A 22,781-nucleotide genomic window follows, 5' to 3' on the forward strand; every position below is an offset into this window, starting at 1 on the left:
CGGCTGGGCGGCTCCGCGGGCGGACTCGGGGGGCTCACGTACCCTACGGACCATGGCATCCTCCCCCCGCGGCCGCCAGGTCAACCTCGTCCAGGCGACGGCCCTGCTCCTCGCTTTCCTGCTCGTCGCCGGAGCCGGTGGCCTCGTCACCGCGGGGATGCTGCTGCCGGGCGTGGCGTTCGCCAAGGGCAGCACCGACGTCACCGTCACCGCGTTCGACGGCCTGCCGTCCGAGCTCGCGGTCAAGCCGCTGTCGGAGAAGTCGACCATGCTCGCGGCCGACGGGAGCGTGCTCGCGGAGTTCTACGCCGAGAACCGCATCGTGGTGCCGCTCACCGAGATCGCGCCCATCATGCAGAAGGCGGTCATCGCGACCGAGGACAAGCGCTTCTACGAGCACGGCGGGATCGACCCCACCGGCATGCTGCGGGCCGTGCTCAGGAACGCCTCGAGCGACGGGACCCAGGGCGCCTCGACGCTGACCCAGCAGTACGTGAAGAACGTGCTCATCGAGGCTGCCGTCCAGGCCGGCGACACCGAGGCTGTCGCTGCGGCCCGCGAGTCCGACGGCATCGAGGGGTACGGCCGCAAGCTGCGCGAGGCCAAGCTCGCGGTCTCGCTCGAGCAGGTGGCGACCAAGGACCAGATCCTCGAGAACTACCTCAACATCGCGCAGTTCGGCATCTCGGTCTACGGGGTCGAGGCCGCGGCCCAGAAGTACTTCAGCACCTCGGCGGCGAACCTGACCTACCTCCAGGCCGCGACGCTCGCGGGCGTCACCCAGAGCCCCACCAAGTGGGACCCGGTGAAGAACCCGGAGAAGTCCGAGACACGCCGCAACACGGTGCTGCAGCTCATGAAGGCCCAGGGCCACATCACCGCCGAGGAGTACGCCGCCGGTGTGGCGACCCCGCTGGCCGACACGCTGCATCCGCGCGAGACCCGGCTCGGGTGCATGACCGCCGACCAGTCGGTCCCGGGCTCGGGCTACTTCTGCGACTACGTCACCAAGGTCATCAAGAACGACCCGGCGTTCGGCGAGACCCAGGAGGAGCGTCTCGACCTGCTCTACCGCGGCGGTCTGACGATCACCACGACGCTCGACCCGCACGAGCAGGCGATCGCCGACACCGAGGTCAAGGCCGGCATCCCCGTCGACGACCGGTCCGGTGTCGCCACCGCGATGTCGGTCGTCGAGCCGGGCACGGGGCGCATCACCGCGATGGCGCAGAACCGCATCTACACCGCCGTCGACTCCGGCGCCACCGGTGAGAGCTCGGTCAACTACAACACCGACCAGGCCTACGGCGGCTCCACCGGCTTCGCCCCCGGATCGACGTTCAAGGCGTTCACGCTGCTCGAGTGGCTCAAGCAGGGGCACAGCCTCAGCGAGACCGTGGACGGCACCAAGATGTCGTACCCGCAGCGCGCGTTCACCGCGCCGTGCACTGTGCTCGGGACCGACACGTACAAGTTCGGCAACTCCGAGGGCAGTCGCGGCGGCGTCATGTCGGTGCTGGACGCCACGAAGAACTCGGTGAACTCGGCGTTCATCGCGATGGCCACCCAGCTCGACCTGTGCTCGATCATGGAGGGCGCGAAGAGCCTGGGCATCCACCAGGCCAGCGGCGCGGACTTCAACGTGGTGCCTGCCAACGTGCTGGGCTCCGACTCCGTGGCGCCGCTCACGATGGCCGCGGCGTTCGCCACGTTCGCCTCCGGCGGCACCTACTGCAAGCCCGTCGCCATCACCAGCGTCCTCGACGCGAGCGGCAACGAGCTCCCGGTGCCCAGCGCGAACTGCCTGCAGGCCATCGAGCCGGACATCGCCGACGCGATGAACAGCGCCATGAGCAACGTGTGGTCCGGCACCGCGAAGTCGGTCGGCGCCCCGCCGTTCGCCTCGGCGGGCAAGACGGGCACCACCACGCGCAACGAGAACACCTGGTTCGTCGGGTACACCCCGCTGCGCTCCGCGGCGGTCTGGGTCGGCTACAGCGAGGGCATGATCCCGGTCCAGGGCAAGACGGTGAACGGCAAGTACGTGAAGTACATGTTCGGCTCGACCGTGGCCGCACCCACCTGGAAGCGGTTCATGACCCAGGCGATGGAGGGCAAGGACGTGCCCGCGTTCCGCGACGTCAGCAGCACGCTGATGTACGGCCTGCAGGTGCCCGTGCCGAACGTCGTGGGCCAGACGCCCGATGCGGCGTCCGGGACGCTGCGCGGGGCCGGCTTCAGCGTCAGGGTCGCCACCGACCAGGTCAACGCGCTCACCCCGGCCGGCACGGTCGGCTCGCAGTCGCTGACCGGCAGCGCCCCCAAGGGCTCGTTCGTGACGCTCAACCTGTCCAACGGGCAGCCGCCCGCCGGCGAGGGGACCACCCCGGACGGCCAGGGCGGTCCGCAGCCCGGCGGCAGGAACGACGGGAACAACGGGAACGGGAACGGGAACAACGGAGAGGGCAACCACTGATGCCGCTCACCGCCCGAGGGGCCGTCGGCGGTCTCGCGCTCGCGGGCGCCGGTGCGCTCGCGTGGGCCTCGCTCGTCGAGGTCCGCTGGTACACCCTGCGTGAGGTCACCGTCCCGGTGCTCCCACCCGGCCAGGACCCGCTGCGCATCCTGCACCTGTCGGACCTGCACCTGACCCCGGGGCAGCATCGCAAGATCGACTGGGTGCGGGACCTGGCCTCGCTCGACCCCGACCTCGTGATCGACACGGGCGACAACTGGGCGCACCTCGAGGCGATGCCCGCGCTGCTCGAGGCGCTCGAACCGCACCTCGCGAAGCCGGGCGCGTTCGTCATGGGATCGAACGACTACGTCGCCCCGTCGGCCAAGAACCCGGCGCGCTACCTGCTGCCCGACGCACGCCTGCCGCGCCGTCCGCAGGCCGCCGAGCTGCCGTGGCGCGAGCTCGCAGCCCGGTTCCGCGCCGCGGGGTGGAAGGACCTGACGAACCGCCGCGACACGATCGACGTCGACGGTCGCCGGATCTCGCTCGTGGGCGTCGACGACCCGCACCTGGAGCTCGACCGCTTCCCGGCGCGCGCCGCGAGCGACGCACCGACGGGCGAGACCACGCTGCGCGCAGGCACCGACGCGGACCTGCACCTCGGGGTCGCCCACGCGCCCTACCGCCGGGTCCTGGACGAGATGCAGGACGACGGCGCGGACCTGGTCATCGCCGGGCACACCCACGGCGGACAGCTCGCGGTGCCGTTCTTCGGTGCCCTCGTGACGAACTGCGACCTCGACCGTGGTCGCGCCAAGGGGCTGCACGGCTGGCCCGGCGCGCGCCCGGACTCCCCCGGCGGCGCGGGTTCGACGTGGCTGCACGTCTCGGCGGGCCTGGGCACCTCGCCCTACGCGCCGGTGCGGTTCGCGTGCCGGCCCGAGGCGACGCTGCTCACGCTCGTCCCCGCCTGAGGTCTGTCCGGCCTCCGCCGAGGAGGTCGGAGGGGTCGGTTTCGTCGCAAGGCCGTTCGTCGGCTATTCTGGCCAGGCTCAACCGGGGTGTGGCGCAGCTTGGTAGCGCGCTTCGTTCGGGACGAAGAGGTCGTGGGTTCGAATCCCGCCACCCCGACCGGTGAGACAGCAAGGCCCCTGATCCGCGGAGACGCAGATCAGGGGCCTTCGTCGTGCGGTGGCGAGGCGCTCAGCGCGGGCCGAGGTAGGCCACGTCGCCGCTGCCCGATCGGATGACCACGGCCCGGGTGGCCTTCGGGTCGGTCGCTCCCTCGACCGTCGTGCGGCCGTCGCTCGTGACGATCGTCAGGACCGCGGGCTCGTCCGTGCCGCGCACGGTGACGGCACCGTCGGACGAGGTCGCCTCGACGTCGTCGCGCACAGCGCCGACCTCGACCCGGCCGCTGCCCGAGCTCGCGACGGCACTGCCTGCCACCCGCTGCACAGTGACGGCACCGTCGGTCGACTTCGCCTCGACGTCACCGCCGGCGTCCTGGACCTCGACGGCCCCCGAGCCGGAGACCGCGACGACCGGCCCGCGCGTGGCGGTGACGGTGACTGCGCCGTCCGTCGTCCGCGCCTCGACCTGACGGCCACCGTCGACACTCACCTGCCCCGAGCCGGAGCTCGCGACCACGTCCCCGGTGACCCGGGCGACCTCGACCGCCCCGTCCAGCGTGCTCGCGACCAGGTCGCCGTCCACGCCGTCGACGCTCACGCCGCCCGACACCGTCGACGCGAGCACGTCGCCGCCCGCACCGGCCACGAGGACGCGTCCGTCCCCGGCGCTGACGTCCACGGTGCCGGCGACGTCGGAGACTGCGACGTCGCCCGACGACGAGCGGACGAGCACCGCGGTGCCGGCCGGCACCGTGACGTCGAGGCCCGCCGCACAGCTCGTGCTGCTGCCCCACCAACGGTTGCAGCGGCTCTCGACCACGAGCGAGCCCTCGCCGTCCTGCGACGTGAGGTCGGCCGTGTAGGTGCTCGACCCGAAGCCGGTCCGGTTGCGCTCGGTCACCAGGACCGCGTCGTCCCCGCCCGCCGTGACGGTGACCGGCCCGTCGGCGACGAGCTCGACGGTCCGTGCTGCCCCGTAGTCGTGGTCCACGGTCTCGGTCGTCGTGGCGAAGACGTCAGCGGCCTGGAGCGCGCACCACGCGATGAGCACAGCGCCGAGCACACCCCCGGCCCACAGCAGGGCACGCTGCGCCGGTCGGTGGCCGGGCGCCGGTGGCCCGGTCTCGACGGGGGTCAGGGTGGACGCGGTCATGAGAGGTCTCCTCGGAGGGGTGCGTGCTCGAGGTACCGCAGCACGGCGAGCACCCGACGGTGGTCGTCGGCGCCGGGCGTGAGCTCGAGCTTGGTCAGGATGGACGTGACGTGCTTCTCGACGGCGGCGGTGCCGACCACGAGGCGCTCGGCGATCGCGGCGTTGGACCGTCCCTCGGCCATGAGGGCCAGGACCTCCCGCTCGCGGGCGGTGAGCCGTTCGAGGACGGGACGCCGCGCCCGGGCGAGCAGCTGCGCGACGACCTCGGGGTCGATCACGGTGCCGCCGCCCGACACGCGCCCGACGGCGTCGAGCAGCTCGTCGACGTCCGCGATGCGGTCCTTGAGCAGGTAGCCGAGGCCGCGCACGTCCCCCGCGAACAGCTCGGAGGCGTAGCGCTGCTCGACGTACTGCGAGAGCACGAGCACCGGCAGCTCGGGGTGCACGCTGCGCAGGTGCACAGCGGCGCGCAGCCCCTCGTCGGTGTGCGTGGGCGGCATGCGGACGTCGGTCACGAGCAGATCGGGCAGCGGGTGCCCGGGACCGGCCGGCCGTCCGAGGGCCGCGACCGCGTCGTCCGCTGTGCGGTGGCCCGTGACCTCGTGCCCCTCGGACGTGAGCAGCCGCGTCAGGCCGTCGAGAAGCAGGACCGAGTCCTCCGCGATCACGATGCGCACGGGACCTCCACCACCAGGCGCGTGCCGTGCCCCGTGGGGCTCTCGAGGTGGAAGGTGCCGTCGAGGGCCTCGACCCGCCCTCGCAGGCCCTCCAGGCCGCTCCCGGGGCGCTCGGTGGCCCCACCGTGGCCGTCGTCGGCCACCTGGAGGTGCAGCATCCCGTCGCGCACGTGCACGTCGAGCCGGACCAGGGCCGCACCGGAGTGCCGGGCGGCGTTCGTCAGCGCCTCGGCGGCCACGAAGTACGCGGCGGCCTGCGCGGCCGGGGTGCAGCCCGCCAGCGCGTCGACATCGGGCACGTCGACCTCGACCGGCACCGGGCTGCGGGCCGCGAGAGCCGAGAGGGCCGCGTCGAGGCCACGGTCGGTCAGCACCGCGGGGTGGATGCCGCGCACCAGGTCGCGCAGCTCGGAAAGGACCTCCTTGACCTCGCGGTGCGCGTGGTCGATCACCTCCCGGGCCGCGTCGGGATCGGCCGCGGCCGCGCGCTTGGCGGCCCCGAGCTCGACGCCGAGGGCGACGAGCCGCTGCTGGGCGCCGTCGTGCAGGTCACGCTCGATGCGGCGGCGCTCGGTGTCGGCGGCCCCCACGACCCGGGTGCGGGTCTCCGTGAGGTGCTCGGCACGGACGCGCGCCACCTCGACGCGCTCCTGGGCGACCGCGGCCTCCTCCTGGGCGACGGCGACCTGGGCACGGGCCTCCTCGACCTCGCCCCGACGGCCGGGGCCGAGCAGCGCCCGGGCGAGGCGCACGTGCGCCAGAGCGAGCGCCTGCGTGACCCACGCCGTGACCCAGATGCCGACCGTGCCGGCCGCGACCCACGCCGTGACCTCCGTCGACGAGAGCTCCGTGGCGGAGCGGTACACCGGCAGGGCGATCGCGGCGATCGAGCCGCCGAACCCTCCCCACGCGACGATGACCTGCACCGATGCCAGCAGCATCCCCACCGCCGGGTAGGCGACGGCCGTCCACCGGCGCCCGTCGGTCAGCACGCCCAGCATCCGTCCCCACACCGTCGGCCGACGGCGGCGGCGCACCGGAGGGGCGATCCGCACCTGGAGCTGGGCCTCGAGCCGCGCCCGCTCCACCGCTGCGAGGGGGCCGGTCACCAGCAGCACCGCCGCGAGCAGCGGGATGCCCACGCCCAGCGTGATGAGCGCTGCGAACAGCGGCACCGTGATCATCGCGATGGTGCCGCCCGTGAGCAGCACCACGAAGCCGACCGTGACCTGCGAGACGGCGCGCCACGTCGCCCCCGCCCACGGCGCGAGCACGAGGGCGTGACCGCCGCGCAGAGCCGGTGCGACGTGAGCCAGGTCGTCGTCGATGCTCACGGGGCCAGGGGCGGGGCGGGGCGTCAGGGCCGCTCGCGGCGCACCGGTTCGGGGTAGGGCTGCCGGTGGCGGGGCGGCGGCAGCGAGCTCGCGCCCCGGCGCAGCGCCGAGGGGTGGTGCAGCCGGGGCCGCGCTGGTCGGGTTCTCCATGGGAACGACCGTAGGCCCGCTGACCTGCACAGACCCAGCCTGCCTGCCCCCGAGTCCGGGGTGGGGTTGTCCCTACCCCCGACGACCTGCTGGCCCGACGACCCGCCCGCGTGCCGCACGGCGAGGGGCCGGACCCGTCGGGACCGACCCCTCGCCGTGCCGTGCCCGTGCGTCAGCCCGTGGTGCAGGTCGAGCCGTTGAGCGTGAACGCCGTCGGTGACGTGTTCGTGCCCGTGTGCGAACCGTTGAACCCGATGTCGGCGCTGGCCCCCGCCGCGAGCGTGCCGTTCCACGCGGCGTTGGTCGCGGTGACCTGGGTGCCGGACTGGGACCAGTTCGCGCTCCAGCCCTGCGTGACCTTCTGACCGGACGGGAACGCGAAGCCGAGCGACCAGCTCGACAGCGCGGTCGTGCCCGTGTTGGTGACCTTCACGGACGCCGTGAACCCGGTGTTCCAGCTGTTGGCGGTGTAGGTCACCTTGCACGAGGCCGTGGGCGTCGTGGCGTTCGTGGTGACAGCGAGGGCCGTGGACGCCGCCGAGACGTTGCCCGCCGCGTCGCGTGCCCGCACCGTGTACGAGTACGCCGTCGAGGCCGTCAGGCCCGAGTCGGTGTACGTCGTGCCCGTCGCCGTGCCCACCAGCGCGGCACCCCGGTACAAGTCGTACCCGGTCACCCCCACCGCATCGGTCGACGCCGTCCACGTCAGCGACACGCTCGTCGCCGTCTTCGACGCCACCGTCAGACCGGTCGGCACCGTCGGCGCCGTGGTGTCACCGGTCCCGGCGCTCGTGGTCACGGCCAGGGCCGTGGACGCCGCCGAGACGTTGCCCGCCGCATCCCGTGCCCGCACCGTGTACGAGTACGCCGTCGATGCCGCCAGACCCGAGTCGGTGTACGTGGTGCCCGTCGCCGTGCCCACCAGCGTGGTCCCCCGGTACACGTCGTACCCGGTCACCCCCACCGCATCGGTCGACGCCGTCCACGTCAACGACACGCTCGTCGCCGTCTTCGACGCCACCGTCAGACCCGTCGGCACCGTCGGCGCCGTGGTGTCCGGGGTGCTGCCCGTGCCGAGCAGCAGCTCGTAGTCGGCCAGGGCCGTCGCGATCGCGGCCTGCGCCCAGAACCGGTGGTAGTTGAACGTCGGCGCGGCGCCGCCGTCCAGGTACGCCTGGACCTTGGGCCAGGCCGGGTCGTTCTTGTACCAGCTGCGGATGTCGAGGAAGCTGACGCCGGCCTTGATGGCGTCGCCGTTCGGCATCTTTCCGGTCCAGCCGGTGGGCACGTACACGCCGTCGCCCGTGGTGGACGTCAGCACGTCGTCGAACCGCGCGTAGTCGGTGCGCGTCTCGGTCGTGGAGATGCCCTTGGTGTCGCGGTTGGTGGCCCACATGACGTCGAGCAGGGCCTTGGCCGTGGTCTTCGCGGCCGCGTTCCCGGACTTCGCGCCGTAGTACGTGAGCAGCTTCGCGTAGTCGCCCGCGATGCCCACGTCCTGGCCCTTGTCCACGACCGTGACGTGCAGGCCCGCGTTGGTGCCCGGGGTCGTGGCGTTCCACGTGTCCGGCTGCCCCGTCCACGCGAGCGTCGCCGGGATGGCCCACGTGGTGGCCCCGACCGTCGTGTTGGCGATGGCCCACGGGACCCACTTGTCGAGGACCTTCTTGGCCCGCGCGTCACCCGTCGCGTAGTAGTACTCCGCGACGCGCTCCATCGACCACACCTGCATGCCGAACCACTGGTTGCTGGGCGGGTCGTTGTAGACCGGGGCCACCTGGTAGCCCATGCCGTAGAACGTCGACGTGCCCGCCGGCGGTGTGCCGTACGCCCCGCCCCAGCTGTTCGTCGCCCCGCCCGCGATGCCGCCCTCGGTGGACTGCAGCCACTGGTAGAACTCGAGCTGCCGGTCGAGGCTCTTGGCCCAGTCGGCCTTCGCGGTCGCCGACTTCGGCGTCAGCGCCGAGACGTTCGACAGCGCCCACGCCGACATCGGGTTCTGGTAGCCCGAGTGGCTCGCGCTCGAGCCGATGCGCCACGCCCAGCCGGCCGAGGTGTCGGTCGCGCCGCCCCACGCGTAGTACCAGGACTGCAGGTAGTGGGCGCTGTCACGCCCGGTGCCCGCCGCGCACGACGTCGACGTGCAGCCGATCGTCTTGAAGTACTTGTCGAACAGCGAGTACCGCAGGTAGTCGCCCATCTTCGCGGCCTTCGCGACCGTCGGGGCGATGTCCGCGGCCTTGCCCTGCGCCGAGGCCCACGTGAACGCCCAGTACGCGGCCTCGATCGCCCGCGAGTCCGCGTCGGGTGCGTTCGTGTACTTCCACTGCTTGGCGTAGCTCGAGTCCTTGGTGAACAGGTCGAGGAAGCCGTTGGTGCCGCCGTACCGGAAGTTGTCGCAGGACGGCTGGGTGATGGTCTCCCACACCGACTCCTGCTGACCGCGCTGGAACGTGTTGATGTACGACGTGCCGGTCGACGCCGGACCCGTCTCGCAGCCGCCGCCGGGGCTCCCGCCGAAGCCGTACCTGTTGTCCACGTCCGCGATCCAGTGCATGCCGTACACGTCTGACGTGCCGTACGTCGTCTTGAGCTCGGCGCCGATCGGGTCGACGCCCGAGGCCACTCCCGAGTTGATCTGGGCCGGGTACTTGCTCGGGTGGTCGTACTCGGCGGCGAACGTCGCAGGCTTGGACGGGTTGTAGAACGAGTTCGTGGGCTGGTCCGCCGCCTGCGGGATCATGTACTTCTCCATCGTGGTCCAGGCGGCGTTGAACGGCGCCCAGTCCCCGGTGACCTGCCCGTAGCTGGCCTCGAGCCACATCCAGAAGCTGTACGCCTCGGACGTGGTCTCGTGCCCGTAGTCGGGCGCCTCGACGATGAGGGTCTCGATCGAGTGGTACGGGATGCCCTGCGGGCTGAAGTAGCCGTTCGCCGGGTCGTGGATCTGGTTGTACAGGTCGAGGAATCGCTGGGCGTACTCGCCGGTCGCGGTCGTGACCGCGGCCTGCACGGGCACCGCCGCCGCGACCGCGGCAGGGGCCGGTGGCGCCCCGAGGGCAGGCACCGCCCCCGACAGGGCGACGCACGACGCCGCACCGACGGCGGCCAGGGCCAGCCAGGGTGAGCGTCGACGGGTGAGTCGTGGCACGTGAGTTCCCTTTCTCCGGAGGACGCGCAGCCGTCCTCGGGAGAAGGCCCGATGGCGCGGGCGCGAGACACGCTGACGACGAGCGCGATCTGCTGTGTCGTCCTGCGTGCCGGGCGGGAGGGCACCATCGCCCGATCCCGCCCCGGCGCGCCCAGCGGGCGACAGGACCCACCCTCAGCAGGTAGGCCCCGCCGCACCAGTGCGTGAAGCGTTTCGGGTGCTAGAGGCCGGCGATCCTGACGACGGTGACGATGACGTTCGAGATCGAGTGGATCGCCATCGGGTAGAGCACGCTGCGGCTGCGCTGGAAGACGACTCCCTGCACGGCGCCCAGCACGAGGGCGAACGCGAGCTGCTGCCCGTCCGCGGAGGTCTGCCACGTGCCGAGGGTGACCGTGACGTGGGCGAGGCTGAACAGCACCGCCGCCACCAGCGCCTCCAGCCGAAGACCCCACCGCCGCACGACGACCACGCTCCCGAGCGCCGCGAGCACGGCGATCGGCAGGGCCCGGAAGACGAGCTCCTCGGACGGGCCGCTGAGCAGCAGCTGGAACGCGAGCTGACCGGCCCGGGCGCCGGGATCGACCGGGACGGTGCTCGACAGCGGGTGACCGAGCGCCCGGAGGGCCATGTGGACGCCGACCAGGTACACCACGAGCACCGCGCTCACCACACCGACGGCCCGTAGCCCCCACCGCCAGTCGCCGAGGCCGAGACCGAGACCGAAGTCGAGCCTGAGGTCGAGGCGAGACCGTCGGGCCACCACCACCATGACGCCGAGCACCGGAAGCACCTGGACCACGTGGTGCACGCTCAGCCGCAGCCACCAGTTGCCCGGGTCGACCGAGCTGAGCGGGATCCACCCGGCGACCACGCCGCCGCCGAGCGACACCGCGAGCTGAACCGCAGCGAGACCGAGCACCGCTGCGGCGTACCACCACCACCGTCCGCGGCGCGTGGAGACCGCCAACGTCCGTTCGGCGACCGCCACGGCGCCTCCCTCCGTCGGCTCGCGGCGACGGTAGCAAGGGCGCGGACCGTCTATGCGGGCCCTACGGCCCCGGCGGTCACGTCCAGCGGAACAGCTTCGCGGCGAGCGGCACCAGGAGCACCGTCCACCCCGCCATCACGCCCAGCTCGAGGGCCGGGAACGGCTGGCCGAACCAGCCGGCCGCCAGCGCCTGCGCCGCGGCGCCCAGCGGCGTCCACGCGCTGATCGTCTGCACCAGATCGGGCATGAACGGCAGCGGCAGCCACACCCCCGCGAAGAACAGCGAGACGAAGTACACCGTCATGCCGATGCCGGTGGCGCCGCCCACCGAGCCGACGCGCGCCGCGATGAGGCAGCCCACCGCGAGCGAGGCGGCCGAGGCGAGGACGAACGCCAGCACCACCACGAGGGGATCGGCCGGCATCGACACGTCGAGCACCGTCCACCCGGCGACGACGGCCAGCAGCGCCGCGACGACCAGCGTGCCGCCGAGCACCAGGAGCTGCGCGGTGAGCAGCCGCGAGGCCGGCACCGGGGTCGTGGCGAGCCGGCGCAGCACGCCCTTCTCCCGGTAGGCGACCACCACGGCCGGCAGCGTCGAGTACGCGACGGTGCCGATCGCGAGGGCCAGCACCGTGGGCGTGTAGCCGGTGATGCCGTTGATCCCGGCCAGCAGCGGGTTCTCGGAGTCGAAGGGCTGGTCGGCCCACGGCATCAGCAGCCCCAGGGCGAGCAGCAGGATCACCGGGAGCAGCAGGCTGAAGAACCAGGCGGAGGGCTGGCGGGCGAACAGGCGCGCCTCGGTCAGGGTGAGCCGGCCCAGGACGCGAGGGCTGGTGGCTGTGGCAGACATGTCAGACCTCCGACGGGGTGGTGGCGGGCGGGGCGGTGGCGGGTGTCGTGGTGCGGGCACGGCCGGTGAGCGCCACAAAGGCGTCATCGAGCGTGCCGCCCTCCACACGCACCGAGTCGGCGGTCACGCCCCGCCCGGCGAGCGCGACCAGCACGTCCTGCACGACGGTCCCCGTGCCGCGCACGTCGTACTCCCCCACCGGGTCTGGCCCGTGGGCGGACGTGACCGTGGGCAGCGCCGCGAGGTCCTCGGCCGGGACGGGCGCCGAGGCGCGGAACCGCAGGTGCTGGCCACCGCTCGCCGCCTCGGCGACCTCGGCGGGCGTGCCGGTGGCGATCACCCGGCCGGCGTCGATGAGGACGACGCGGTCGCACAGCCGCTCGGCCTCCTCCATGAAGTGGGTGACCAGCAGCACCGTGACGCCGCGGTCCCGGATGCGCTCGATCAGCCCCCACGTGTCACGGCGGGCCTGCGGGTCCAGTCCGGTGGTGAGCTCGTCGAGCACGGCGATCTCGGGGTTGCCGACCAGTGCGAGCGCCACCGACAGGCGCTGCTTCTGGCCGCCGGAGAGCTGGTCGAACCTGGCCTCGGCGCGGTCGGTGAGGCCCAGGTCGGCCAGCAGCTCGGCCGGGTCGGCCGGGTCCGCGTAGAACGAGGCGTACAGCTCCATCGCCTCGCGGACCTTGAGCTTGGCGGGGAGCTCGCTCTCCTGGAGCTGCATGCCCAGCACCTCCTTGACCCGGGACCCGTCCGCCTGCGGATCCATCCCCAGCACGCGCACGCGCCCCGAATCGGGCACCCGCAGCCCGGCCAGGCACTCCACCGTGGTGGTCTTGCCGGCGCCGTTCGGGCCGAGGATGCCCACGATCTCCCCGCGGGCGACGGTCAGGCTGACGTCCTCCACGGCCACCTTGCTGCCGTAGGCCTTGCGCAGGTGCTCCACCTGGATCACGGGTGTAGCCGGCATGACGGGGTCCTCTCGGTGGGCGGTGCGGACGTGGTGACGGGTCGGCGGGTTCTGGGTGGTTCGGTCCCTCCTCAGAGGGCCGGCTTGCCCAGCGCGGCGCCCCGGGTGAGCCGGTCGTGGACCGCCAACATGATCGCGACGACGACGGCGCAGGCGACGGCGCGCAGGGCCAGGCCCGATGCAGAGCCGACGGCCCACGCCCCGCCCTCGCCGACGACCGGGAGCGTGATCGGGCCGATGGCGGAGGACACCAGCAGCCCGACCCCGAGGATGGGCCCGACGGTGAGCGGGAGCGCGAGGGTTCCCCACCAGCCGCCGGCCCGGTAGTACACGATCCCGACGAGCAGGCCGCTGGCGGTGGCGGCGGCGCCGGTTGCCGTGAGGGAGATCAGCAGCGGCCCGATGTCGCTCGCGGACGACGTGAGGTCCAACCCGGTGTCCGTGAGGGTCTGCGGCCAGCCGGCGGCGGCGTAGACCACGCGCTCGATCTGCAGCAGCCCCACCAAGATCGCGGCGTAGGCCACCGCGAGGACGAGGGCGACCACCGCGGACGCCGCGGCGAACGACCGGCGGGTCATCCCCGAGGCGACGTGGGGCGTCAGGCCGCTCATGACCGTCAGGACCATCATCGAGAACGGGAACCAGAGCGTCCCCTGCCGGGCGTACTGCACGATGCTGGTCTCGACCGTCCCCAGCGTCGCCACCAGCACGGTGACGACGCTCACACCGACGAGGATGACCGCCCAGAACCAGGCCCCCAGGCGGAGCTGCATGGCGAGCTGGTGCTGGATCGTGCGGACGAACGGGCTGCGACGGGCGGCGCCGGCGTCCGGGCGGGCAGTGGCGGCGACGGCAGTCATCGGGGCACCTCGGTCTTCCGGTCGGAGCGTGCGCCGGCCACGGTGGGCTGGGCGGTCAGGTGGACGAACAGGTCCTGCAGGTCGACGGGCCCCAGCTCGATGCCGAGCTCCCGGGCCTGGGCGACGTCACCGGGCCGCGGGTCGCCGTAGACGGTGAGCCGCAGCGTGGGGCCGAGCTCCTGGCGCCCCACCACGTCCCGCCCGACGGCGAACGCCGTGACGGCGCCGACGGGTCCGGTGACGGAGGTCCCCCGCGAGCGCAGCTCGTCGGCACCTTCGGCCAGCAGCACCGTGCCGTCGCGCAGGATCACGACGTCCTCGAACATCCGGTCGATCTCGTCGATGAGGTGGCTCGACAGGACGATCGTGCGAGGGTGCTCCAGGTAGTCCGCGAGCAGCGCGTCGTAGAAGGCGTAGCGGGACGGTGCGTCCATCCCCAGGTACACCTCGTCGAGCATGGTGAGCTCGGTGCGGACGGCGATGCCCAGCGACGCGCTCAACGCGGACCGCTGGCCTCGGGAGAGCGACGACCGCTTGGCGCAGGGGTCGAGCTCGAAGGTGTCCAGCAGCCGCTCCGCGAGGTCGCGGTCGAAGTGCGGCCGGACGCCCTCGAGGTAGGTCAGCGAGGTCTTGATGCGGTCGTCGAGCCAGTCGCCGCCTTCCCGGACGAGGCCGGTGCCCGCCATCACCCGGGAGTTCTCCCACGGATCCTCGCCGTCCACCAGCACGCTGCCGGACGTCGGTCGGCGGAACGCAGCGATCACGGAGAGCAGCGTCGTCTTGCCGGTGCCGTTGCGGCCGAGCAGGCCGGTGATGGTCCCGGGGGCGATGTCGAGGCTCACCCGGTCCAGGGCGGTGGCGGCGCCGTAGCGCACGGTCAGGTCGTGGACCTGGACGCCGAAGCCGGTCATGACTCTCCTCCGCTGCTCTCGTGGGTGGTGCCGGCGTCGAGCCGGATCCGGGCGATGACGTCCTCGAGGTCGATGCCGAGCCGGCGGGCCTCGTGCACCGCGGGGTCGAGCACGTCGGCGAAGAACCGCTCCCGGCCGCGGGCCGCGAGTGCGGCGCGGGCCCCGGTGGCGACGAACATCCCGACGCCGCGCCGCTTGTAGAGCACGCCCTCGTCGACGAGCTCGGCGAAGGCCTTCGCGGCGGTGGCGGGGTTGATGCGATAGGTCGTGGCGTACTGGGTCGTCGACATGACCTGGTCCTCCTCCTTCAGCGCGCCGTCGAGGATGTCGTCGCGGATCTGGTCGGCGATCTGCAGGTAGATGGGGTCCCGGCCGTCGAAGATGGCGTTCACCCCTTTCATTCGTTCATCGGTTCGTTACTCCACCAATGAACCACAGATGCTGTGGAGCCGCAAGGGTGCGCTGTCGCCCCCAGTCGACGTCAGCCCAGTCGACGTCAGCCCAGTCGACGTCGAGATAGAGCGTTGGCGCCGAGGTTGCCCGCGAGCGCGATCACGTTGAACGCGATCGGCGCCACGTACTTCTGCGGCGCGGGCAGGTCCAGTGCCGAGCCGTCGTGCACCAGGGCCAGCGTGTCCTGCTCGACCGCAGCACGGACCTGGTCGTCCAGCTCCTTCGCCCCGGCGAGGCCCGAGCTACATCGATGAGCTGCGTCTCGTCGCGCGCGATTGGCGGAGCTGTTGAAAGTCGCTTGACGTGTCTGAGTGAACGCCATGGCGGCATGCTGCCACCCAAGGATATCGTTGAGCTGCTAGAAAGAACGGAGATCTGGGCGATATCCCAGCCGCAGGTTCTTAACGGCGATGAGGAGCGTGTCGGGTGGAGATTGTAAGAGTTGCGTCCAGTGATATTGCCGGAGAAGTGCGTGAACCCGGACCCTATCGCATTAGGGAGTGGGGGCCGCCACCGACGCTAGGATTTTCGCGCACAATGGATGAGTGGGAAGCATCCGGAGTGCGCGACGTAACAGAGGTTGTGGCGTGGGCGGATTCCAACATCTCATCGGAAAACTCGTTCGAAATCTTCGTCGTGACGACGATTCCCCGACCCCGCGGATCCGGGGTCCAATTGATTTTCGTTCGGGTGTTTGGTGTCGATGGCGATTCGAACGGCGGGGCCGGGGAAGTCGTCGATTTCTTCGAGGGATAGCTATTTTGTGGGCGCCGATACTGCCTGGAATGTGACTGTGTCGAGGCTCTCGGTGCTGTCATCGCTAGAAGATGCGACACGATTGGACACCCCGCATGCAACACCAACCCATGGCGAGTAGATGGTGTTCGCCGCGTAACGAGGGTTGACCCCTGCGGGCGCCTGGATTGCGTAACTCACCCGCGTTCTGAACGTTCCTGGGCCTTGATCACATGACGTCGCAGCGTTACTCTGCTCCCAACTCGAGTCGAACCAGTCCTCGGTGTTCCCGCCCCAAGATTGCCCTGTTGATTTCTCCAAGTAGGTGCGGATATAGATCTCGTCCATCACCAGCGTGCAACTGACGGTCCCCACGGAGTTGATGGTACCGGATACATGTGTTGAGCCATGCGGGTTATTTGCTTTGATTGTGCAAACGCCGACGACGATTGCATTGGCGGGTGCTGCTATGGCAACCCCTGAAACAACTGCGGCAATTCCGATCAACATGCTGACTCGACGCCTCTTGAATGATCCCAACTGCAGTTTTACGTTCACGCTTTGCTCCCCTTCGATCCTGCGTGGTCGGTGGACGTTGCGCTCCGGTGAACCGGCATGGGCAGGGTATTGAAGGGCCCTAGTGACCGTCTAGAGGTCGCGGCGGATCTGAACCACACCGAATCGATCGTTTCCGATGAGGGCCGGCCCCGGCCGCGGGGAAGCGGACCGGAACCCGTAGCCGCCTGCAGCGGGGTTTCGGTGCGACGGGGTTGCGGCCACTAGTTTCGGTTCGCTCCGCGCTGTGGGACCGCCACAGCCGTGGGGCGGGGAGCCCTGCTGGCTGGGCGCGCACCGGTCGCGGAACCGGAAGATCCGGGCCCAGCCCCCTCCGACAGCTCGTTCAGCGCGTGAGAGCACCGACGAGCCTGACGTCGCGAACTCGGTGAACCGCCCCGTGTCGGCGTAGTAGCTCGGGTACGCCTCGCGGAGTTGGCTGATGCGGGCGATGTTGACCAGCACGGCGTCGCGGCCGTCGTCGTCCAGTGCCTTCAACTCGGTCAGCCGCTCCTGGGCGAGAGCCCGAGTCTCATGAACCACGACAGTTAGGCGCCCCTCCCGGCGCCACAGTTCGAGGGTCAGCGCGTTGCGCCGATCGCTCGTGGCATGGTCGCCAACCAAGGACTCATAAGCCCGCAGCCGGCCGACGATGCCGAGCGACCCCTCCAGCTGCGTCCACTCTCATGGACAACTCCGTGGCCAGCCGGCGCCAAGAGGCCGGACTCTCACAAGGGGAGCTAGCCGCCCGCACGGGTGTCTCGCGCCAGACCATCAACGCGATCGAACGCGGAAGCTACGAGCCGCGACTGGCTCTCGCCTTCCGACTGGCTGACATCTTCGAGTGCCGCGTGGACGTGCTCTTCAGGCCATCAAGCGCCTCGAGCGTGGACTAGCACGGCCGGCTGCCTCAGGCGGAGACGCCCTCCGCCGCGCGGTCGGCGGCGATGAGCTCCGCGACCTGCACGGCGTTGAGCGCCGCACCCTTGCGCAGGTTGTCGTTGCTGATGAACAGCGCGAGGCCGCGCCCGTCGGGCACACCCGGGTCCTGGCGCAGCCGCCCCACGAACGACGGGTCGGCGCCCGCAGCACCCTGCGGGGTCGGCACGTCCACGAGCACCACGCCCGGGGCGTCGCGCAGCAGCTCCTGCGCACGCTCGACCGACAGCGGCCGGTCGAACTCGACGTTGACGGACAGCGAGTGGCCCGTGAACACCGGGACGCGCACGCACGTGCCCGAGACGAGCAGATCGGGCAGGCCCAGGATCTTGCGCGACTCGTTGCGGAGCTTCTGCTCCTCGTCGGTCTCGAACGAGCCGTCGTCCACGAGGTTGCCCGCGAGCGCGATCACGTTGAACGCGATCGGCGCGACGTACTTCTGCGGCGCGGGCAGGTCCAGCGCGGAGCCGTCGTGCACCAGGGCCAGCGTGTCCTGCTGGACCGCGGCACGGACCTGGTCGTCGAGCTCCTTCGCCCCGGCGAGGCCCGAGCCGGAGACCGCCTGGTACGTCGAGACGATCAGGCGGCACAGCCCGGCCTCCTCGTGCAGCACCTTGAGCACCGGCATCGCGGCCATCGTGGTGCAGTTCGGGTTCGCGATGATGCCCTTGCGCGCCTCGTGCACAGCCTCGGGGTTGACCTCCGAGACGACGAGCGGCACGTCGGGGTCCATGCGCCACGCCGACGAGTTGTCGATGACCGTCACGCCCGCCGCGGCGAACCGCGGGGCCTGGACCTTCGACGTCGCCCCTCCGGCCGAGAACAGCGCCACGTCGAGCCCCGTGGGGTCCGCCGTCGCGGCGTCCTCGACGACGACGTCGGTGCCCTTCCACGGCAACGTCGTGCCCGCCGAGCGCGCGGACGCGAAGAACCGGATCTCGGCGACCGGGAAGTCGCGCTCCTCGAGCAGCCGACGCATGACAGCGCCCACCTGCCCCGTCGCGCCGACGACTCCGACCCGCAGACCTTCCGTCATGACTACCGCCCCGTCCCGCCGTAGACCACGGCCTCGTCCTCCGTGCTGTCCAGACCGAACGCGGTGTGCACCGCACGCACCGCGTCCTCCAGGTGGTCGGCGCGCGTGACCACCGAGATGCGGATCTCCGACGTGGAGATCATCTCGATATTGATGCCCGCGGCCGAGAGCGCGCCGAACAGCTTGGCGGACACCCCCGGGTGCGACTTCATGCCCGCGCCGATGAGCGAGAGCTTGCCGATCGTGTCGTCGTACTGCAGCGACGCGAAGCCGATGTCGGCCTGCTCGCCCGTCAGCGCCGTGAGCGCCGCCGCCCCGTCCGTCGCGGGCAGCGTGAACGAGATGTCCGTGAGCCCGGTCGCTGCGGCCGAGACGTTCTGCACGATCATGTCGATGTTCGCGCCCGAGCGGGCCACGACCTCGAAGATGTGCGCCGCGGTGCCCGGCACGTCCGGCACCCCCACGACGGTGATCTTCGCCTCGCTGCTGTCGTGCGCGACGCCGGCGATGATCGGCTGCTCCATCACGTCTGCTCCCTCGTCGCCACCCGCGGCGGCCTCGTTGTTCGTGACAAGTGTTCCGGTGTGCGCTGAGAACGAGGAGCGCACGTGCACCGGCACCCCGTAGCGGCGGGCGTACTCGACGCAGCGCAGCACGAGCACCTTGGCGCCGCTCGCGGCCATCTCGAGCATCTCGTCGTAGCTGATCCGCTCGATCTTGCGGGCCGAGGGCACGATGCGCGGGTCGGCGGTGAACACGCCGTCGACGTCGCTGTAGATCTCGCACACGTCGGCACCCAGGGCCGCCGCGAGCGCGACCGCCGTGGTGTCGGATCCGCCGCGCCCCAGCGTGGTCACGTCGTTGGTGTGCTGCGTGACGCCCTGGAACCCGGCGACGATCGCCACGCTCCCGGCGTCGATGGCCGCCCGGATGCGCCCGGGGGTCACGTCGATGATGCGGGCCCTGCCGTGCGAGTCGTCTGTGACCAGGCCGGCCTGCTGCCCCGTGTAGGAGCGCGCCTCGACGCCGAGGTTCGCGATGGCCATCGCGAGCAGCGACATCGAGATCCGCTCGCCCGCCGTCAGCAGGATGTCCATCTCGCGCGACGGCGGCACCGGCGTGATCTCGTTGGCCAGGTCGATGAGCTCGTCGGTCGTGTCCCCCATGGCCGAGACGACCACCACGACGTCGTCGCCCGCGCGCTTCGCCTCGGCGATCCGCTTCGCCACACGCTTGATCCCGGCGGCGTCCGCGACGGACGAACCACCGTACTTCTGCACGATCAGGGCCACGTTGTGTCTCCGGACAGGGGGTCGAACGGGGTCGGGCTCACGGTCCCGTCGAGTCTAGGACGCCCAGAGTGCGGACACCGGCGGGTTCGCATGGCGGACGTGCCGCTCAGCCCAGGACGTCGACCGCGAGACGCACCACGAGCGCGAGCACGATCACCACGAAGACCACCCGCACGAACGCGCTGCCCCGGGCCACCGCGGTGCGTGCGCCCGCGTACCCACCGGCGATGTTCGCCACGCCCACCACGAGCCCCAGTCCCCACAGCGGCGCCCCCTGGAGCGTGAACACCACGAGCGCGCCGAAGTTCGTCGCGACGTTGACGATCTTGGCCTGCGCGGAGGCCTCGAGGAACCCGTAGCCCAGCACGCTGACCAGCGCGATCACCAGGAACGAGCCCGTGCCCGGTCCGAGCAGCCCGTCGTAGCAGCCGATCACCGCACCCAGGCCCAGGGCGACCAGCAGGTGGCGGCGTCCCGTCCAGCGCAGCGAGGTCGCCCGGCCCAGCTGCGGGCGCGCGACCGTGTAGACCGCCACGGCCACGAGCGCCACGAGGATCACCGGCTTGAACACCCCCACCGGCAGCGCCCCGGCGAGCGCCGCCCCCGCACCGGCGCCGAGCAGGGCCGTCAGCGCCATCGGCCCTGCCGTCGCGAGACCCGGCTGCACCCGGCGGTAGAACGTCGCCGCACTGACCGACGTGCCCAGGATCCCCGCGACCTTGTTGGTCGCGAGCGCCTGCACGGGCGAGATCCCCGGGATCAGCAGCAGCGCCGGCAGCTGCACCAGGCCGCCGCCGCCCACCACCGCGTCGACCCACCCCGCAGCGAACCCGGCGAGCACGAGCAGCACGAGCGTCGTGGTCGTCAGCTCGAGCCCCGAGATCGTCATGGTTCGCCACCGTATCCGCCACAGACTCCCCACAGGATTCGCCGGACAGCCCCGTCGGACGGCACCTAGCCTGGGCGGATGCCTCCCACAGTCGAGAGCAGCGCCACTCCCCTGCCCGGTCCGGCCACGTCGCCGGGCGACCACGCGGGGATCGTCGTGCGGGGGGTGACCCGCTCGTTCGGTGCGGTCCGCGCCCTCGACGGCGTCGACCTCGACGCCCGCCCGGGGCGCGTCACCGCGCTCATCGGGCCCAACGGGTCGGGCAAGACGACCCTGCTGCTCGTGCTCGCGGGGCTCCTGGTGCCCGATGCGGGCCACGTGCGCGTCGGCGGCCACGACCCCGTGACCGACGGCCCCGCGGCCCGCGCACTCACCGGCTGGATGCCCGACGCGTTCGGCACCTGGGACTCGCTGACCGCGCGCGAGGTGCTGACGACCTACGCCGCGGCGTACCGGCTGCCGCGCGAGGCCGCCCGGACCCGCGCGGCGGAGCTCCTCGAGACCGTGCACCTGACCGAGTACGCCGACCGGCCCGCGAGCGTCCTCTCCCGTGGGCAGAAGCAGCGCCTGGGCCTGGCCCGCGCGCTCGTGCACTCCCCGAGGGTCCTGCTGCTCGACGAGCCGGCGAGCGGGCTCGACCCCCGCTCGCGCGTGGACCTGCGGGAGCTGCTGCGTGGGCTCGCCGCTCAGGGCTCCACCGTGCTCGTCTCGAGCCACGTGCTGTCCGAGCTCGACGAGCTGGTCGACGACGCGGTGTTCCTCTCGCGCGGACGCACAGTGACCCCGCACGGGCTCGCGGGCGGCGCCCCCGTGCGGCGCACCTGGCGTCTGCGGGCGCTGTCCTACGGCGCGCTCACCCGCTGGCTCACCTCGACCGGGTCGCAGTGGCGGCCCGACGACGACGTGCCACCCCCCGGCTCACCCGACGACCTGCCGGACGACCCGCCCGGCGGCGTGCTGCTCGAGGTCGACGGCGACGCGGGCGCCGCCCAGCTGGTGCGCGACGCGGTCGGCGCCGGGGTGCCCGTCACGTCGCTCGCCCCCGTGGGCGGCGAACTCGAGCAGGCCTACCTGACCCTGGACGAGGAGCGCCGATGAGCACCGTGACGCACGACATCGGCCGCTCGCCCGAGCCCGGCCCCGATGGCGGCCCGCCCTCGACCACCGGCGGCACCTGGCACGTGACCTGGCACGGCGTGCGCACGGTCGCGACGCTCGAGCTGCGTCAGCGCGTCCGGTCGACCCGCTGGATCCTGGCCCTCGTGGTGTGGTTCGTCGTGGTCGGCGGCATCACGCTGCTCACCTCCGGTGCCATCGGCTTCCTCACCGGCTCGGGCGGCGCCAGCATCTACCGCGGCCCGCTGCTCTTCTCCGCGGTCGTGATCCTCGTGCTGGGGCTCGGGCTGCTCGTCACCCCGACGCTCAGCTCGACGTCAGTCAACGGCGACCGCAACGCGGGGACGCTCGCGACGCTCCAGGTCACGCTGCTGACCCCTGCCGAGATCGTGCTCGGCAAGCTCCTCGCCTCGTGGACCGCGTCGCTCGCGTTCCTCGGCGCGAGCGTCCCGTTCCTGGGGCTGGCGCTCGCGATGGGCGGCACCCCGGTGCTGTCCTTCGTCGTCGCGCTGCTGCTCCTCGCGGCGCTGCTCGCGTGCGTGTGCGCGATCGGGCTCGGGTTCTCGGCCCTCGTGTCCCGCACGGCCGGATCGACAGTCCTGACCTTCCTGACGGTCGCGGCGGTGACCATCATCGCGCCCATCCTGTTCGTGCTCACGCTGCCCTCGATCTCGTCCGACGCGGAGATCCGGGTCTGGACCGCGCAGGTGAGCAACGGCGAGCACGTCGGGAGCTGCCACTGGGAGACCACGACCGAGAGCGTCGTCCACACCGAACGCACCTGGTGGCTGCTGGGCGCGAACCCCTTCGTCGTGGTCGCCGACGGTGCGGGCGTCGCGGCGTCCGACACGGAGATCAACGAGCCTCTCGGCGGGATCCGCGCGGGCGTCCGCGAGCTGCGGGCCGGCCCGGCGACCGAGCAGGACCGGTGCTGGTCGGCCTCGGGCCAGGACGCGAGCTCACCCGTCGCCGAGCGCGACCTCGACCGCAGCCCGGTGTGGCCGTGGGGCCTCGGGATCAACGTGCTGCTCGGCGCGGCCGGTGTCGTCACTGCCGTGCGACGGCTCCGCGTCCCGCAGCAGACGCTGGCCCGGGGCACCCGCGTCGCCTGACGCGGCGCCCCTCACG

Annotated in this window: 18 protein-coding genes, 1 tRNA gene and 1 pseudogene; 6 read left to right on the plus strand and 14 right to left on the minus strand. The window is 71.8% G+C overall.

Going from position 1 to position 22,781, the window contains the following annotated elements; translation table 11 throughout:
- The first annotated feature begins 52 nt into the window (after window positions 1-52).
- The 3 genes from ACGIF2_RS09470 to ACGIF2_RS09480 all read left to right on the plus strand — a co-directional run bounded on the left by ACGIF2_RS09470 (window position 53) and on the right by ACGIF2_RS09480 (window position 3,589).
- Window positions 53-2,476, plus strand: coding sequence for a transglycosylase domain-containing protein (locus tag ACGIF2_RS09470; protein ID WP_396045903.1), 2,424 nt, complete (start codon window positions 53-55; stop codon window positions 2,474-2,476).
- Window positions 2,476-3,432, plus strand: coding sequence for a metallophosphoesterase (locus ACGIF2_RS09475; RefSeq protein WP_396045905.1), 957 nt, complete (start codon window positions 2,476-2,478; stop codon window positions 3,430-3,432). Before ACGIF2_RS09470 ends, ACGIF2_RS09475 begins: the two co-directional genes overlap by 1 nt.
- 83 nt (window positions 3,433-3,515) lie before the next feature.
- Window positions 3,516-3,589 (plus strand) — tRNA-Pro (locus ACGIF2_RS09480).
- Window positions 3,590-3,661: 72 nt separating this feature from the next.
- Here ACGIF2_RS09480 and ACGIF2_RS09485 read toward each other — a convergent pair.
- The 11 genes and pseudogenes from ACGIF2_RS09485 to ACGIF2_RS09535 form a co-directional block, all read right to left on the minus strand.
- On the minus strand, window positions 3,662-4,744 hold the full coding sequence (locus ACGIF2_RS09485; protein WP_396045907.1) for a DUF4097 family beta strand repeat-containing protein: 1,083 nt from the start codon (window positions 4,742-4,744) through the stop codon (window positions 3,662-3,664).
- On the minus strand, window positions 4,741-5,421 hold the full coding sequence (locus ACGIF2_RS09490; RefSeq protein WP_396045909.1) for a response regulator: 681 nt from the start codon (window positions 5,419-5,421) through the stop codon (window positions 4,741-4,743). Before ACGIF2_RS09490 ends, ACGIF2_RS09485 begins: the two co-directional genes overlap by 4 nt.
- Entirely contained in the window at window positions 5,409-6,755 is a 1,347-nt protein-coding gene (locus ACGIF2_RS09495) for a sensor histidine kinase (RefSeq protein ID WP_396045911.1), read from the minus strand. Before ACGIF2_RS09495 ends, ACGIF2_RS09490 begins: the two co-directional genes overlap by 13 nt.
- A 322-nt stretch (window positions 6,756-7,077) precedes the next feature.
- Window positions 7,078-10,056, minus strand: a complete 2,979-nt coding sequence (locus tag ACGIF2_RS09500; RefSeq protein ID WP_396045913.1) for a glycoside hydrolase family 48 protein — start codon at window positions 10,054-10,056, stop codon at window positions 7,078-7,080.
- Window positions 10,057-10,276: 220 nt separating this feature from the next.
- Window positions 10,277-11,047 carry a lysostaphin resistance A-like protein gene (locus ACGIF2_RS09505; protein ID WP_396045915.1) on the minus strand — a complete coding sequence of 257 codons (771 nt, stop codon included), beginning with the start codon at window positions 11,045-11,047 and terminating at the stop codon, window positions 10,277-10,279.
- Window positions 11,048-11,123: 76 nt separating this feature from the next.
- Complete coding sequence (locus tag ACGIF2_RS09510) at window positions 11,124-11,900, minus strand: ABC transporter permease (protein WP_396045917.1); 777 nt, start codon at window positions 11,898-11,900, stop codon at window positions 11,124-11,126.
- A 1-nt stretch (window position 11,901) separates the two neighbouring features.
- Window positions 11,902-12,867: an ABC transporter ATP-binding protein gene (locus tag ACGIF2_RS09515; RefSeq protein WP_396045919.1), complete on the minus strand. Its 966-nt coding sequence runs from the start codon at window positions 12,865-12,867 to the stop codon at window positions 11,902-11,904.
- Window positions 12,868-12,938: 71 nt separating this feature from the next.
- A complete protein-coding gene (locus ACGIF2_RS09520; RefSeq protein WP_396045921.1) occupies window positions 12,939-13,727 on the minus strand; it encodes a hypothetical protein in 789 nt (262 codons plus the stop codon).
- A complete protein-coding gene (locus ACGIF2_RS09525) occupies window positions 13,724-14,638 on the minus strand; it encodes an ATP-binding cassette domain-containing protein (RefSeq protein WP_396045923.1) in 915 nt (304 codons plus the stop codon). Before ACGIF2_RS09525 ends, ACGIF2_RS09520 begins: the two co-directional genes overlap by 4 nt.
- Window positions 14,635-15,021, minus strand: a complete 387-nt coding sequence (locus ACGIF2_RS09530) for a GntR family transcriptional regulator (RefSeq protein WP_396046450.1) — start codon at window positions 15,019-15,021, stop codon at window positions 14,635-14,637. Before ACGIF2_RS09530 ends, ACGIF2_RS09525 begins: the two co-directional genes overlap by 4 nt.
- Window positions 15,022-15,170: 149 nt before the next feature.
- Window positions 15,171-15,332 (minus strand): annotated as a pseudogene (locus tag ACGIF2_RS09535) (aspartate-semialdehyde dehydrogenase); the annotation flags it as partial.
- 1,735 nt (window positions 15,333-17,067) lie between these two features.
- Between ACGIF2_RS09535 and ACGIF2_RS09540 the strand changes: the two are divergent.
- Window positions 17,068-17,277 carry a helix-turn-helix transcriptional regulator gene (locus ACGIF2_RS09540; protein WP_396045925.1) on the plus strand — a complete coding sequence of 70 codons (210 nt, stop codon included), beginning with the start codon at window positions 17,068-17,070 and terminating at the stop codon, window positions 17,275-17,277.
- A 14-nt stretch (window positions 17,278-17,291) separates the two neighbouring features.
- Here ACGIF2_RS09540 and ACGIF2_RS09545 read toward each other — a convergent pair whose 3' ends face one another.
- The 3 genes from ACGIF2_RS09545 to ACGIF2_RS09555 all read right to left on the minus strand — a co-directional run bounded on the left by ACGIF2_RS09545 (window position 17,292) and on the right by ACGIF2_RS09555 (window position 20,537).
- Window positions 17,292-18,356 (minus strand): aspartate-semialdehyde dehydrogenase, encoded by a 1,065-nt coding sequence (locus ACGIF2_RS09545; RefSeq protein ID WP_396045927.1) that lies wholly within the window; start codon window positions 18,354-18,356, stop codon window positions 17,292-17,294.
- A 2-nt stretch (window positions 18,357-18,358) separates the two neighbouring features.
- On the minus strand, window positions 18,359-19,648 hold the full coding sequence (locus tag ACGIF2_RS09550) for an aspartate kinase (RefSeq protein WP_396045929.1): 1,290 nt from the start codon (window positions 19,646-19,648) through the stop codon (window positions 18,359-18,361).
- Between the two features lie 106 nt (window positions 19,649-19,754).
- A complete protein-coding gene (locus ACGIF2_RS09555; protein WP_396045931.1) occupies window positions 19,755-20,537 on the minus strand; it encodes a TSUP family transporter in 783 nt (260 codons plus the stop codon).
- 78 nt (window positions 20,538-20,615) lie between these two features.
- On the opposite strand from ACGIF2_RS09555, the gene ACGIF2_RS09560 reads away from it, so the two are divergent.
- Window positions 20,616-21,635: an ABC transporter ATP-binding protein gene (locus tag ACGIF2_RS09560; RefSeq protein ID WP_396045933.1), complete on the plus strand. Its 1,020-nt coding sequence runs from the start codon at window positions 20,616-20,618 to the stop codon at window positions 21,633-21,635.
- Entirely contained in the window at window positions 21,632-22,765 is a 1,134-nt protein-coding gene (locus ACGIF2_RS09565) for an ABC transporter permease (RefSeq protein ID WP_396045935.1), read from the plus strand. The genes ACGIF2_RS09560 and ACGIF2_RS09565 overlap by 4 nt, the downstream gene beginning before the upstream one ends.
- The last annotated feature ends 16 nt before the right edge of the window (window positions 22,766-22,781 follow it).

It is taken from the genome of Cellulomonas sp. P22, assembly GCF_044392165.1.